Here is a 13,265-nt window from a genome sequence, read left to right on the forward strand (position 1 = left end):
GATGAAAACCAAACAGCCGCCCCCGGCGCTTCAGGTTGTGATGAAAGAAGCCAGACGGGCTATCCGGCCGCTTATCTGGTTCAGCGGCGCCATCAACGTCCTGATGCTGACCGGGGCGCTTTACATGCTGCAGGTCTATCACCGCGTGCTGTCCAGCCACAGTCTCGAGACGCTGCTGATGTTATCGCTGATGGCGGCAGGCGCACTTGCGGCAATGGCGGGGCTGGAGGTGGTGCGCGGGCGCCTTCTGGCAACCCTTGGATCGTGGATGAACGCGCGGCTGGCGCCCGTTCTGCTGACGGCATCGGTGGAATATGCGGCCTCAAAGCCCGGCCAGGCCAATGCCCGCCCGCTGCGCGACCTCGACCAGGTCCGGAATTTCTTCACCAGCCCGAGCATCTTCCCGATTCTCGATGCACCTTGGGCGCCGCTGTTTTTCGCCGCCATCTTCTTCATGCATCCGTGGCTGGGCTGGCTGGCGCTGTCGGGTGGCGGGGTGCTGTTTACGCTGGCCCTGCTCAATGAATGGCTGACACGCAAGCCGTTGACCGAGGCGACGAGCGCACAGTCGCGGGCCTACACCCAAGCCGAGGCTGCGATCCGCAACGCCGAGGTCGTCCAGGCGATGGGCATGCTGAAGCCACTGCTCGAGGGCTGGAAGGTGCAGCAAGACGAGGCAAACAGGGGCCAGGTTGTTGCCGCCAACCGCGGTGGCATCATCTCGGCCATCGCGCGTTGCCACCGGCTGGCTCTGCAAATGGGGATATTGGGCCTCGGGGCCTATCTCGTCCTGCGCAATGAGGCCTCCCCGGGGATCATGGTCTCCGCCTCCATACTGATGGGCCGCGCGCTATCGCCGGTCGAGCAGGCGATCGGCACGTGGAAGGCGACGGTCGGCGCGCGCGCCGCCTACCGGCGTCTCACCGCCGTCGCCGGCGAGCACCCCGAGGCCGCACCGGTTCCAGCGATGCCGCGGCCGACAGGCCGGTTCGAGGCCGACAATATCGTGCTTGCCCGACAGGGCGGCGAACATATTCTGAAAGGGATCAATTTCCGTCTCGAGCCGGGTGAATCCCTGGCTTTGATCGGCCAGAGCGGGGCCGGCAAGACGAGCCTAGCACGCATCCTGGCCGGGGCCTGGCGCCCTTCTGGCGGGCGGGCTTTGCTTGATGGCATGGATGTCGCCCAATGGGCGGCGGAGGACCGCGGTCATCATGTCGGCTACCTGCCGCAGGACATCGAGCTTTTCGCCGGGAACGTCTGCGAAAATATCTGCCGCTTCGCCACGGTCAGTCCGGTGGTGTTCGACAAGGCGGTCAAGGCAGCGCAGTTGGCGGGCGTCCACGACCTGATCAAAGGGCTGCCGAAGGGTTACTTGACGGAGATCGGCGAATCCGGCGCGGTCCTGTCCGGCGGACAGCGCCAGCGCATTGGCCTGGCGCGGGCGCTCTACGGCGACCCGGCCCTCGTCATCTTGGATGAGCCCAATTCCAATCTCGACCGCGAAGGTGAGGAGGCCTTAATCGCGGCCCTCGGCACGATCAAGGCGACGGGCACGACCGTCATCCTGATCGCGCACCGGCCGAACATCATGGAAACGGTGGACAAGATATTGGTTCTCAACCGCGGCCAGCAGGACCTCTTCGGTCCACGCGATTACGTCTTCAATGAACTGGCCGTGCGCCTGCGCAAGGTCACCCAGATGCCGACTATCGTGGCGAAGTGAGAAGAAACGAGACAGACATGAAGGATATGAAGGTCGTTCCGTTACCGGTTTCACCGCCCGCCGCTCCGGTCCCCTTGCGCCTGACCGGCGTGACGATCACCGGCTTCGCGATCATATTCCTGTTCTTCGGCATGGCCGGGGGCTGGGCGACGCTGGCGCCGCTGGACAGCGCCGCAGTGGCCCCCGGGGTCATCAAGGTTGCCGGCGACCGCAAGCTCATCCAGCACCTGGAGGGCGGCATCATCGCCGGTCTGAACGCCGCCAATGGCGATATCGTCAAGGCGGGTACTGTCCTCATCCAACTCGACGCCACACAGGCAAAGGCGAGGCTCGATCTGGTCCAGAACCGGATCGCAACGCGTGAGACGCTGGCCGCTCGTCTGCGGGCCGAGCGCGACGACAAGACCGAGATCGAATTCGACCCGGCGCTGCTCGCAAACCCCACCCGCTCGGCAAAGGACGCGGTGGCCGCCCAGCGCGATGTCTTCGCGGCGAAGCACCACAATCTGCAGGACGAGCGTGAAATTCTCAGCCAGCGCCGTCGTCAGACCCAGGAAGAGATCACGGGACTGGAGGAGCTGATCATCACCGAGGACAAGCAGATCGAGGGGTTCGAGGGTGAAACCAAGGATCTTGAAAGCCTCCTCAAACGCGGGCTGGTCACCCGCGAGCGCGGCCTGCTGCTAAGACGGCAACAACGGGAGGTCGAGGGGGAACGCGCGACCAATGTCGCGGCCATTGCCCGCGCCAAGAGCGCCATGGCCGAGATCGACATGCAAATCCTCAATCTCAGCACCTTGCGGCTAAACGAGGCTGTGGAAGAGTTGAGTAAGGTCGAAGCTGAGCTGTTCGACCTTAGACAGGAGGAGCGGTCCGCCAAGGACGTGCTTGCCCGCACCAATGTCGTCGCGCCCGTCGATGGCATCGTCATGGACCTGAAGGTCCACACAACAGGCGGCGTCATCAAACCCGGCGAGACACTGATGACGGTCGTGCCGCTCGGCCAGCAGCTCGTGGTCGAGGCCATGGTCCGGCCTGAAGATGTCGAGACGATCGCGCCCGGACAACGCGCACGCGTCAGTTTCCCGGCATTTGCCCGCTACAACCTGCCGCCGCTCGACGGCGTCGTTGAGATCGTGTCGGCCGACCGGATGGTGGAGGAGCGCAGCGGGGCGCCCTATTTCGCGGCGACCGTGCTGATCGACAAGAGCGAACTCACCAAGCTGGAAGGCCGCAAGCTTCTGCCCGGCATGTCGAGCGAAACGATGATCCGGACAGGCGCCCGCACCGTGCTTTCCTATCTGGCCGAGCCGATCACCCAGAATTTCCGCCGGGCGCTGCGGGAAAAATAGCGGCGACCGATCACGCCGCCTTGGCGGCGTGATATTCCTTGATGGCGACCATCTTGATCGCCGGATGGCGTTCGGATTCGTAGCGCAGCGAAAAACCGTCCTGGGCGAGGAAGACCGGATCGCCGTCGAGATCGCGGGCGATATCGCCGCGTTTGACGGTGAGGAATTTTTCCAGATCGGCCGGCTGATCGGCCGAGATCCAGCGGCAGACGGAGAAACGCGACATTTCGAAGGAGACCGGCAGGCCGTATTCGGCCATCAGCCGTTCCTTCAGGACGTCGAGCTGCAGGGCGCCGACGACGCCGACGATTGCCGGCGAGCCGTCTTCCGGGGAGAACAGCTGGACGACGCCTTCTTCGGCCATCTGCTGCAGCGCTTCTTTCAGCTTCTTCGCCTTCATCGCATCTTCCAGCCGCACACGGCGCAGGATCTCGGGCGAGAAGTTCGGCACGCCCTGGAAGACGAGGGCTTCGCCTTCGGTCAGCGTATCGCCGATGCGCAGCGTCCCGTGGTTGGGAATGCCGACGACATCGCCGGCATAGGCGGTGTCGGCAAGCTGGCGCTGCGACGCGAAGAAGAATTGCGGCGCCGTCAGGCCGAGCTGCTTGCCGGTGCGGGCAAGCCTCGCCTTCATGCCGCGCTCGAGCTTGCCGGAGCAGATGCGGGCAAAGGCGATGCGGTCACGATGGTTGGGGTCCATGTTGGCCTGGATCTTGAAGACGAAGGCCGTCATCTTGTCGTCGGTCGCATGCACGGTCCGGGTGTCGGCGACCTGGTCGCGCGGCGGCGGCGCAAATTCGCCGAGCGCGTTGATCAGATCGCGAACGCCGAAATTGCGCAGCGCCGAGCCGAAGAAGACCGGGGTCATATGGCCTTCCAGGAAGGATTCGCGGTCGAAGGGGCGGCAGGCTTCGATTGCCAGTTCCGTCTCCTCGACGAAAGCCCGACGCTCGTTTTCCGGCAGCCGATCGGCAACAGCCTGCGGACCGTTGACCGGCGTTCCCTCGATTTCGGTATCCGAGCCGCGCACCGTGTTGGCGGCAATATTGTAAGAGCCGCAGAAGGTCTTCGAGCGGCCGATCGGCCAGGTGATCGGCGCCGTATCCAGCGCCAGCTTCTCTTCCACCTCGTCGAGGATCTCGAAGGGATCGCGGCTTTCGCGGTCCATCTTGTTGATGAAGGTGATGATCGGGATATCGCGCATGCGGCAGACTTCGAAAAGCTTCAGGGTGCGCGGCTCGATGCCCTTGGCGGCGTCGATGACCATGACGGCGGCGTCGACGGCGGTCAGCGTGCGATAGGTGTCGTCGGCGAAATCCTCGTGACCAGGCGTGTCGAGGATGTTGAAGACATTATCGTTATATTCGAAGGTCATCACCGAGGTGACGACGGAGATGCCGCGCTCGCGCTCGATCTTCATCCAGTCGGAGCGCGTCTGCATGCGATCCTTCTTCGCCTTGACTTCGCCGGCAAGCTGAATGGCGCCGCCGAACAGCAGCAGCTTTTCGGTGAGCGTCGTCTTGCCCGCGTCCGGGTGAGCGATAATAGCGAATGTGCGGCGGCGGGAGACCGCCTCGGCGAGACTTTCGGCCATACTATGAATCCTGTGGAATTGCCGCGTATCTAGCGATTAAAGCCCGGCATTGCAATTGACCTCGGCGCTCAGGGCGCAAAGTAATGGGCCATGACCATTCATCATGATGTGAGACCGACGCTGAACCTCATCCGCCTGGCCAATGGCGAAGGCCTCGACCTGCCCGCCTATGAAAGCAAAGGCGCGGCCGGCATGGACCTGCGCGCTGCCGTCGACGAGGCAGCGCCGCTGACGCTTCAGCCCGGCAAACGGGCGCTGGTGCCGACCGGCTTCATCTTCGAGATCCCCGAAGGTTTCGAAGGCCAGGTGCGGCCGCGCTCCGGCCTCGCCTTCAAACACGGCATCACCTGCCTGAATTCACCGGGCACCGTCGACAGCGATTATCGCGGCGAGGTGAAGGTGCTGCTCGCCAACCTCGGCGACGAAGCCTTCATCATCGAACGAGGTATGCGCATCGCCCAGATGGTGATTGCGCCGGTGACCCAGGTGCGGGTGGCCGAAAGTGCCGCCGTAAACGAGACGACGCGCGGCGCCGGTGGCTTCGGTTCCACCGGCGTGTGATGACAAAGCGCCCCGACAGCGCGGGCCTCTTCTTCCGGCAGGATTATTTCGGCGACCCGGCCGGCTGGGCGGCGTTGGTGCGCCTGCTCCGGGATATTTTCGGCATCGATATCTGCCCGTTGCAGCAGCTCGGCGGCCCCGACCCCACAAGCATGCCGTTCGGCTGGTTCGATGCCGAGGGCGGGCTTGCCGCCAATATCTCGGCCTTTGCGCTGCCCTTCGTCCTCAACGGCCGGATGGTCCATGCCGCCGGGCTGCAATCGGGTGCGGTGCGGCCGGCATGGCGCCGACGCGGGCTCTACCGCGACCTGACGGTGAAGGCGCTCGGCTGGTGCGAGCGGCAGGGTTTCGAAGCCGTCATCCTCTATACCGACAAGCCGTCGCTCTATGAGCCCTATGGTTTCCGCGCGATACCACAGCATCGATATCAGGGGGCGGCACCAGACCCATCGATTTTTTCAGGACCTGCCCGGCAACTTGCGCCGACCGATGCGGATGATCTTGCCCTGCTGCAATCGCTGCTGAACGCGCGGAGCCCGATTTCGACCTCGCTCTCGGTCACCGTCAATGCGGCGATGTTTCTCATCAACACGCAGCTCGATCCCGATGTCCGCGTCAGCTTCATCGAAGACCTGCAAGCGGTGATCGCCTGGAAGATGGATGCGGCGGGTCGCTTCAGCCTTCTCGATGTCGTGGCGGCCGAGATCCCGACGCTTGCAGCCATCCTCGGCGGGCTCGACATCGCCTCCGCCGCCATCGAGGTGTTTTTCCGTCCCGACAAGCTCGACTGGGCGGGTGCTCCGCAGCCGGCGAAAAGCGGCACGGTATTGATGCTGCGCGGGCTCGGCGATGAGGCCCCGCACTTTCCGGCAATGCTGTCGCCGATGGCGGACTTCTAAAAGTTCGCCGCCTTACTTTTTCCGTGACAGCGGCGGCAGGCGGCGTTTGACGGGCGAGGCTTTGATCATCGCGGTGTTGGTTTCCGCCCGTTCGGCGACCCGGTCGAGGAGACCGTCGAGCTCCGCCATCGAGCGGATGACCAGGCGGGCGATGAAACAATCCTCGCCGGTGACCTTGTCGCATTCGACGATTTCGGGAATCTCCTGAATGAGCCGTTCGACGATGTGCAACTGTCCCGGCAGCGGCCGCACACGGACGATCGCCTGCAGGGGGTAGCCAACGGCGGCAGGATCGAGATCGATGGTGAAGGCCTTGATGACGCCGCGCTCCTCCAGCCGCCGCAGGCGCTCGGCCGCACTTGGCGAGGAAAGGCCCACCTGCTGCGCCAGCTCCTTCAGCGAGATGCGGGCGTTGCCGGCCAGCGCCTCCAGAATGGCCTGATCGGTTTCGTCGAGCGATTGCACATCATTAGGCATAGCGTCCTTCAATCCTCATATGATTAGGTGATTTAGATCATACTCCTTACGATAACTATATAAAATCGTTCGCCGCCGCAATATTCTGATGCCATAGAAAACGGAGGCGATCATGAGTGGCGACATTAAAAGAGGCACGGCTGAGATGACGGCGGCGATGCTGATCTCGGGGACGATCGGTTGGTTCGTCGTGATGTCGGGCCAGCCGGTCAGCGGCGTGGTCTTCTGGCGCTGCCTGTTCGGCGCACTCACCCTGCTCGCCATCTGCGGTGCTCTCGGGCTGCTGCGGCCCGGCATCCTCACGTGGCGCACCTTCGGCATTGCCGTCTTCGGCGGCGTCGCCATCGTCTTGAACTGGCTGCTGCTGTTTGCCTCCTATTCGCATGCGACGATCTCGATCGCCACGACCGTCTACAACACCCAGCCCTTCATGCTGCTGATGCTCGGCGCCCTGTTTCTCGGCGAAAAGATCACCGCCACCAAGCTGTTCTGGCTGATGCTTTCCTTCGCCGGCATGGTGGCGATCGTCCAGGCGAAACCGGGTGGGAGCGGCAATACGGTCGACGGCTACGGCCTCGGCATCCTCATGGCGCTGGGCGCGGCCTTCTTCTACGCGCTGGCAGCGCTTGCCGCGAAATGGCTGAAAGGCACGCCGCCGCATCTGATCGCGCTGATCCAGGTCGCGACCGGCATGCTGATGCTGGCGCCGATGACCGACTTTTCGCATCCGCCCACGGATCTCGGGACATGGGCGATCCTTATCACCGTCGGCGTCGTCCATACCGGGCTGATGTATGTGCTGCTCTATGGCGCCATCCAGAGGCTGCCGACGCATCTGACAGGGGCCCTCTCCTTCCTCTATCCGATCGCGGCGATCCTCGTCGACCGGCTGGCCTTCGGCCACGCGCTGCAGCCGATGCAGATCGCGGGCGCCGCAATCATCCTCATTGCCGCCGCCGGCATGAACCTCGGCTGGAGCCCGAGATGGCTGCGGCCGAGGGCGCTGCAGAGCTGAGAGCGGTGCCGCACAGATGAGACCACGCCCGACTGCCGATATTATTTCTGCGGCCGGGTCGTTTCGAACAGGAACCAGGTGCGGCGTTCTCCCTCGTCGATCCAGTTCTCGATCAGGCTCGCCGTCGCGACATCATTGTGCTCATCGCAGAGATCGTGCACCTCGCGCAGCAGCGAAACGAGTTGGCCATTGTCCTCACGCAGTTCCGACAGCATGTCCTCGGCCGTGACGAAATCCGCGTCATTGTCGGAAATTCGCTGCTGGCGGGCGATCTGGCCGATGGAGCGCAGCGTCACGCCGCCGATCTTGCGGGCGCGCTCGGCAATGTCGTCGGTCATGGCGAAGATCTGCTCGGCCTGTTCGTCGAGCAGCAGGTGGTAGTCGCGGAAATGCGGGCCGGACATGTGCCAGTGGAAGTTCTTGGTTTTCAGATAAAGCGCGAAGACATCGGCGAGCAGCGCGGTCAGCGCCGCCGAAATGTCGGTGACGGCGTTGGTCGGCAGAGTGGACGGCGTCTTCAGCGGCGAAAGTCTGCGGGTTTCGGCTGCGGTCGGGGACATGCATTTTCTCCTTGGTGATGAAATCTCAAGAGCGCCGCGCGCATTTTCGAGAAGCGCGGGGGTGCTGATGGCGCGCGTGCAGAGAAAGAACTAGCAAGGCCCGACCGCTTTCCAAGTGGACCGAGGTTCAGCAGACCTATTCCTTATGGTAATGGACCGATCAGCACCGAAGCATTGATGAAGCCGCAACGCGCGCCTATAGAGAGATCGCGCAATCCAGTGGATATCAAAGATGAGCCTTACCGCCCTGATCGCCTATGCCGGAGCGCTGTTCATCGCCGCGGCCATTCCCGGACCCGGGATCACCGCGATCGTCGCCCGCGCGCTCGGCTCGAATTTCCGCGAGACCTTCTTCATGGGCCTCGGCCTGGTGCTCGGCGACATGACTTATCTCACCGCGGTCATTCTCGGCCTTGCCTTTGTGGCGCAGACCTTCACCGAGGTGTTCATCGCCATCAAGATCGCCGGCGCCCTCTATCTCGGCTATATCGCCTGGAAATTGTGGACGGCGGGACTGCTGCCGCAGGATATCGCGGCGAAGAAATCCAGCAATATCGGCCTGTCCTTCCTTTCCGGCCTGCTGGTGACGCTCGGCAATCCGAAGACGATGCTGTTCTATGTCGCGCTGGCGCCGACGCTGATCGATATCGGCAATATCAGCTTGCGCGACTATGCGATGCTGCTTGCGGTGACCTTCGTGGTGCTGATCGTCGTGCTCGTGCCCTATATGCTGCTGGCCTCGCGGGCCCGCACGATGCTGAAAAAGCCGCGCGCCCTGCAGGCGCTGAACCGGGTTGCTTCAGGCATCCTAGCCGGAACGGCGGCCTTCATCGCCACACGGGCGGCCTGAAATAAACATCCGGCAAGAAACGGTTTTCAAAGCTTTTTTTCTCCGACGCCCGCCCTCCCGACATGAACGCGGTCTGGTCTCTTCAGCCCTTTGACCCTATTCTCCTCCTCAATTTCAGACGCAGGATTTCAAAGGGAGGCACTCATGTCGCATAAGCCCGGCCGCGGCCGCATCTATTCCTCGATCACCGAGACCATCGGCAACACGCCGCTCGTGCGCTTCGACAAGCTGGCGCGGGAAAAGGGCGTGGTGGCAAACCTGATCGGCAAGCTCGAATTCTTCAACCCGATCGCCTCAGTCAAGGACCGCATCGGCGTGGCGATGATCGAAAGCCTGGAAGCGCAGGGCAAGATCACTCCTGGCAAGACGGTGCTGATCGAGCCGACCTCCGGCAACACCGGTATCGCGCTGGCCTTCGCCGCCGCCGCCAAGGGTTACCGTCTGATCCTCACCATGCCGGAAACCATGTCGGTCGAGCGCCGCAAGATGCTGGCGCTGCTCGGCGCCGAGCTGGTGCTGACCGAGGGACCGAAGGGTATGAAGGGCGCCATCGCGAAGGCGGAGGAGCTGGCGGCGTCGCTTCCCGACGCCATCATTCCGCAGCAGTTCGAAAACCCGGCCAATCCCGAAATCCACCGCAAGACGACCGCCGAGGAAATCTGGAACGACACCGAGGGCACGGTCGACATCCTCGTCTCCGGCATCGGCACCGGCGGCACGATCACCGGCGTCGGCCAGGTGCTGAAGAGCCATAAGCCCGAGATCCAGATCATCGCCGTCGAGCCCGCCGATTCCCCCATCCTTTCCGGCGGCAATCCCGGTCCGCACAAGATCCAGGGCATCGGCGCCGGCTTTGCGCCAAAAATCCTCGATACCGGCATCTATGACGAGGTCGTCACCGTCACCAATGACGAAGCCTTCGAACAGGCGCGGCTGGTCGCAAGGCTGGAAGGCGTGCCGGTCGGCATCTCCTCGGGTGCGGCGCTGGCCGCGGCGATCAAGGTCGGCAGCCGTCCGGAGAATGCGGGAAAGAACATCGTCGTGATTATTCCGTCATTTGCGGAGCGTTATCTTTCGACGGCGCTGTTCGAGGGCCTTGGGAGCTAAAGTTGGCTGTGGCCGAACCTTTTCTCCGCCAATTTGTCTTGCAAAATATCGGGGCGCTTCGGCGCCCTTTCTTTTGTGCCGTCACCTGCATCCCAGACGAAGTGGGACGAAGTTCTGCGTTAGTTCGCAACAACGAATGTCGATGGGACGCTCAAATCGGCATCTTAGGCAGCTTCGCCACCACTTGCGGCAGATCAGCCCCCGTGCCAACGGCGATCGCAGCCGACAGCACGCCCGCTATGGCAGCAATCAATCGTCCCGAAGCTTGGGTTCGCCGGCGGCGACGTAATTTCATAATTCGGCAGCGCTCAGTGGGAATGTCGCTGAGTAGCAGCCAGCAGCGCAAGCGCGATCCGCATCGCTGGGCGGCCGGCTGATACTTCAAGATATCTGCGGCATCCGCCCTTCTCAGGCGGCCGCCGTCAATCTCTCCCCAGCAATTCGGTAGGAGATTGCTTCGGCAAGATGAATACGGCCGACGGTCGGTTTGCCGTCGAGATCAGCCAGGGTGCGGGCGACCTTGAGGACGCGGTGGTAGCCGCGGGCGGAGAATTTCATTTTTTCGGCGGCGTCGCGCAAGAGCTGCAGGCCGGCGGCATCCGGTTCGGCGAGTTTCTCGATCATTGATGTGGAGCAGCGGGCATTGGTGCCGATGCCCTTGGCGCCGGCGGCCTCGAAGCGCTGCTGCTGGAGCTCGCGGGCGCGGGCGACGCGGCGGGCGACGTCGGCGCTGGCCTCGGCGGCCATCGGGCGGATGAGATCGGCGGCGGAGACGGCGGGTACGTCGATGCGGATATCGATGCGGTCCATCAGCGGGCCGGAGATGCGGGCCTGGTAATCGCTCATGCAGCGCGGGCCGCGGGCGCAGGTGTGGCCGGGCTCGCCGGCCATGCCGCAGCGGCAGGGGTTCATTGCCGCGATCAGCTGGAATTTGGCCGGATAGGAGACGCGGTGATTGGCCCGCGCAATGACGCACTCGCCGCCTTCGAGCGGCTGGCGCAGCGCATCCAGCGCCTGCGGCGTGAATTCCGGGAACTCGTCGAGGAAGAGCACGCCATGATGGGCGAGCGAGGCTTCGCCGGGACGGGCGCGGATGCCGCCGCCGACCAGGGCCGCCATGGTGGCGGAATGATGCGGGGTACGGAAGGGCCGGCGGTCGGAGAGCTTGCCGCCGGTGAGTTGGCCGGCGATCGAATGGACCATCGACACTTCAAGCAGTTCGGCGGCCGAGAGCGGCGGCAGGATCGACGGCAGCCGTGCCGCCAGCATCGACTTGCCGGAGCCGGGCGGGCCGACCATCAGGAGATTGTGGCCGCCGGCGGCAGCCACCTCGAGCGCCCGCTTGGCGCTTTCCTGTCCCTTGATCTCGGCGAGATCCGGCAGGTTGGCGGCATTGGCGCGGATCGATGCTTCCGGCCGGGTGAGCACTTGGGTGCCGCGGAAATGATTGGCAAGGGCGATCAGGCTGCGGGGTGCGAGAATATTGACCTCGGCGCCGGCCCAGGCGGCTTCGGCGCCGCTTTCGGCCGGGCAAATCAGCCCCTTGCCGAGCGCATTGGCGCCGATCGCAGCCGGCAGAGCGCCTGAAATGGCGGCGATGGTGCCGTCGAGATTGAGTTCGCCGACGACGACATAATCCGACAGCGCATCGGCGGGAATGGCGCCGAGGGCGGCCATCAGGGCAAGCGCGATCGGCAGATCGAAATGCGAGCCCTCTTTCGGCAGATCGGCCGGCGCCAGGTTGACGGTCACGCGCTTGCCCGGCAGCGACAGGCCGGAGGCGTGAAGGGCGGCCTGCACCCGCTCGCGGCTTTCGGCCACCGCCTTGTCGGGCAGGCCGACGATCTGCATGCCGATCTTGCCGGGCGCGACCATGACCTGGACCTCGACCGGCACGCCTTCGATGCCCTGAAATGCCACCGTACTGACACGCGCGACCATAAACCCGTCCCCCTGCCCGCCAACTCTTATACCGCCTGCAACCCTTCAGGGCCAGCGGTTGCAATCTGGCATGGGAATAGGAATAAAACAAGAACAAGAAAGGAACGGAGTCAGATATGGACTGTGACCGGGGTTGTGCCCGGTCACAGCAGGCGCGGGTGGCTCGCGCGGTAGGCTCAGCCGCGCTTGCGCTCGATCGCGTCCCAGAGCAGGCTTGCGATATCGGCGCCGCCGAATTTTTTCACTTCGCGGATGCCTGTCGGAGAGGTGACGTTGATCTCGGTCATGTAATCGCCGATCACATCGATGCCGACGAGCAGGAAGCCGCGTTCCCGCAGCGCCGGACCGATGCGCTCGCAGATTTCCTGTTCGCGCGACGTCAGCTCGGTCGCCTCGGCGCGGCCGCCGACATGCATGTTGGAGCGGCTGTCGTGCTCGGCCGGCACGCGGTTGATGGCGCCGGCAAATTCGCCGTCGACCAGGATGATGCGTTTGTCGCCCTTGCGCACGTCCGGCAGATATTGCTGGGCGATGAAGGGCTCGCGGAAAAGCTGGCCGAACATTTCCAGCAGCGAAGAGAGGTTGCGGTCGTCGCGCGTGGAATGGAAGACACCGGCGCCGCCATTGCCGTAGAGCGGCTTCAGGATGATATCGCCCATCTCGTCGCGGAAGCGGCGGATTTCGGCGGGATCCTTGGTGATCAGCGTCTTCGGCATCAGGTCGGCAAATTCGGTGACGAAGATCTTTTCCGGCGAATTGCGCACCCAGGCCGGATCGTTGACGACGAGCGTCTTCGGGTGGATGCGCTCGAGCAGATGCGTCGAGGTGATATAGGCCATGTCGAAGGGCGGGTCCTGGCGCAGAAGCACCACGTCCATGGTCGACAGATCGACGCGCTCGGGCGCGCCGAGCTCGAAGTGATCGCCCTTGACGTCGCGCAGCAGCATCGGCTCGACGCTGGCATAGAGCTTGCCGTCGCGGAAGCTCAGGCGTTCAGGCGTGTAATGGAACAGCCGGTAGCCGCGCGCTTGGGCTTCCAAGCTCATGGCGAAGGTGGAGTCGCCCGCAATATTGATGCCGGCGACATGGTCCATCTGGACCGCTACATTGGTGATCTTGGCCATTTCCGTCCCTCGCTGAATGCCGGACAGATGTAGGTCGGCCCGGTATCAAACGCAACGGT

General features: G+C 63.7%; 12 protein-coding genes. 7 read left to right on the forward strand and 5 right to left on the reverse strand.

Annotated elements, in window-relative coordinates; all coding sequences use genetic code 11:
• Position 1 precedes the first annotated feature (1 nt).
• Together OS035_RS07055 and OS035_RS07060 are read left to right on the forward strand one after the other, a co-directional pair.
• Entirely contained in the window at positions 2 to 1,726 is a 1,725-nt protein-coding gene (locus tag OS035_RS07055) for a type I secretion system permease/ATPase (protein WP_097624616.1), read from the forward strand.
• Positions 1,727 to 1,743: 17 nt separating this feature from the next.
• The gene (locus OS035_RS07060; RefSeq protein WP_310804214.1) at positions 1,744 to 3,078 is read left to right on the forward strand and encodes an HlyD family type I secretion periplasmic adaptor subunit; all 1,335 of its coding nucleotides are present in this window, start codon (positions 1,744 to 1,746) and stop codon (positions 3,076 to 3,078) included.
• Positions 3,079 to 3,088: 10 nt separating this feature from the next.
• Here the strand turns inward: OS035_RS07060 and OS035_RS07065 are convergent, their stop codons facing one another.
• Positions 3,089 to 4,672, reverse strand: a complete 1,584-nt coding sequence (locus OS035_RS07065; RefSeq protein WP_097624614.1) for a peptide chain release factor 3 — start codon at positions 4,670 to 4,672, stop codon at positions 3,089 to 3,091.
• 90 nt (positions 4,673 to 4,762) lie between these two features.
• On the opposite strand from OS035_RS07065, the gene dut reads away from it, so the two are divergent.
• Positions 4,763 to 5,233: a dUTP diphosphatase gene (gene dut / locus OS035_RS07070; protein ID WP_331813576.1), complete on the forward strand. Its 471-nt coding sequence runs from the start codon at positions 4,763 to 4,765 to the stop codon at positions 5,231 to 5,233.
• Positions 5,233 to 6,132, forward strand: coding sequence for a GNAT family N-acetyltransferase (locus OS035_RS07075; protein WP_331813577.1), 900 nt, complete (start codon positions 5,233 to 5,235; stop codon positions 6,130 to 6,132). Before dut ends, OS035_RS07075 begins: the two co-directional genes overlap by 1 nt.
• Before the next feature lie 12 nt (positions 6,133 to 6,144).
• Here the strand turns inward: OS035_RS07075 and OS035_RS07080 are convergent, their stop codons facing one another.
• A complete protein-coding gene (locus OS035_RS07080; RefSeq protein WP_003583755.1) occupies positions 6,145 to 6,609 on the reverse strand; it encodes an Lrp/AsnC family transcriptional regulator in 465 nt (154 codons plus the stop codon).
• Positions 6,610 to 6,721: 112 nt separating this feature from the next.
• Between OS035_RS07080 and OS035_RS07085 the strand changes: the two genes are divergently transcribed.
• Positions 6,722 to 7,624 (forward strand): DMT family transporter, encoded by a 903-nt coding sequence (locus OS035_RS07085; protein WP_331813578.1) that lies wholly within the window; start codon positions 6,722 to 6,724, stop codon positions 7,622 to 7,624.
• A gap of 41 nt (positions 7,625 to 7,665) precedes the next feature.
• On the opposite strand, the gene OS035_RS07090 is transcribed toward OS035_RS07085, so the two are convergent.
• The gene (locus OS035_RS07090; RefSeq protein ID WP_183779089.1) at positions 7,666 to 8,184 is read right to left on the reverse strand and encodes a Dps family protein; all 519 of its coding nucleotides are present in this window, start codon (positions 8,182 to 8,184) and stop codon (positions 7,666 to 7,668) included.
• A gap of 232 nt (positions 8,185 to 8,416) precedes the next feature.
• Between OS035_RS07090 and OS035_RS07095 the strand changes: the two genes are divergently transcribed.
• Complete coding sequence (locus OS035_RS07095; protein ID WP_331813579.1) at positions 8,417 to 9,034, forward strand: LysE family translocator; 618 nt, start codon at positions 8,417 to 8,419, stop codon at positions 9,032 to 9,034.
• Positions 9,035 to 9,178: 144 nt separating this feature from the next.
• Entirely contained in the window at positions 9,179 to 10,141 is a 963-nt protein-coding gene (gene cysK, locus OS035_RS07100; protein WP_097624608.1) for a cysteine synthase A, read from the forward strand.
• A 408-nt stretch (positions 10,142 to 10,549) separates the two neighbouring features.
• On the opposite strand, the gene OS035_RS07105 is transcribed toward cysK, so the two are convergent.
• Both OS035_RS07105 and gshB read right to left on the reverse strand, forming a co-directional pair.
• On the reverse strand, positions 10,550 to 12,082 hold the full coding sequence (locus OS035_RS07105; protein WP_331813580.1) for a YifB family Mg chelatase-like AAA ATPase: 1,533 nt from the start codon (positions 12,080 to 12,082) through the stop codon (positions 10,550 to 10,552).
• 176 nt (positions 12,083 to 12,258) lie between these two features.
• On the reverse strand, positions 12,259 to 13,206 hold the full coding sequence (gene gshB, locus OS035_RS07110) for a glutathione synthase (protein ID WP_183852858.1): 948 nt from the start codon (positions 13,204 to 13,206) through the stop codon (positions 12,259 to 12,261).
• Positions 13,207 to 13,265 lie beyond the last annotated feature (59 nt).

Origin of the sequence: Rhizobium sp. 268 (assembly GCF_036571585.1) — a bacterium.
Taxonomy (GTDB): Bacteria; Pseudomonadota; Alphaproteobacteria; order Rhizobiales; family Rhizobiaceae; genus Rhizobium; species Rhizobium redzepovicii.

Bases quoted from the DNA above. Each gene is read 5' to 3' on its own strand.
- OS035_RS07060 (WP_310804214.1), top strand. From the start codon at position 1,744: ATGAAGGATATGAAGGTCGTTCCGTTACCGGTTTCACCGCCCGCCGCT.
- OS035_RS07065 (WP_097624614.1), bottom strand. From the start codon at position 4,672: ATGGCCGAAAGTCTCGCCGAGGCGGTCTCCCGCCGCCGCACATTCGCT.
- OS035_RS07085 (WP_331813578.1), top strand. From the start codon at position 6,722: ATGAGTGGCGACATTAAAAGAGGCACGGCTGAGATGACGGCGGCGATG.
- cysK (WP_097624608.1), top strand. From the start codon at position 9,179: ATGTCGCATAAGCCCGGCCGCGGCCGCATCTATTCCTCGATCACCGAG.
- dut (WP_331813576.1), top strand. From the start codon at position 4,763: ATGACCATTCATCATGATGTGAGACCGACGCTGAACCTCATCCGCCTG.
- OS035_RS07095 (WP_331813579.1), top strand. From the start codon at position 8,417: ATGAGCCTTACCGCCCTGATCGCCTATGCCGGAGCGCTGTTCATCGCC.
- gshB (WP_183852858.1), bottom strand. From the start codon at position 13,206: ATGGCCAAGATCACCAATGTAGCGGTCCAGATGGACCATGTCGCCGGC.
- OS035_RS07075 (WP_331813577.1), top strand. From the start codon at position 5,233: ATGACAAAGCGCCCCGACAGCGCGGGCCTCTTCTTCCGGCAGGATTAT.
- OS035_RS07055 (WP_097624616.1), top strand. From the start codon at position 2: ATGAAAACCAAACAGCCGCCCCCGGCGCTTCAGGTTGTGATGAAAGAA.
- OS035_RS07105 (WP_331813580.1), bottom strand. From the start codon at position 12,082: ATGGTCGCGCGTGTCAGTACGGTGGCATTTCAGGGCATCGAAGGCGTG.
- OS035_RS07090 (WP_183779089.1), bottom strand. From the start codon at position 8,184: ATGTCCCCGACCGCAGCCGAAACCCGCAGACTTTCGCCGCTGAAGACG.
- OS035_RS07080 (WP_003583755.1), bottom strand. From the start codon at position 6,609: ATGCCTAATGATGTGCAATCGCTCGACGAAACCGATCAGGCCATTCTG.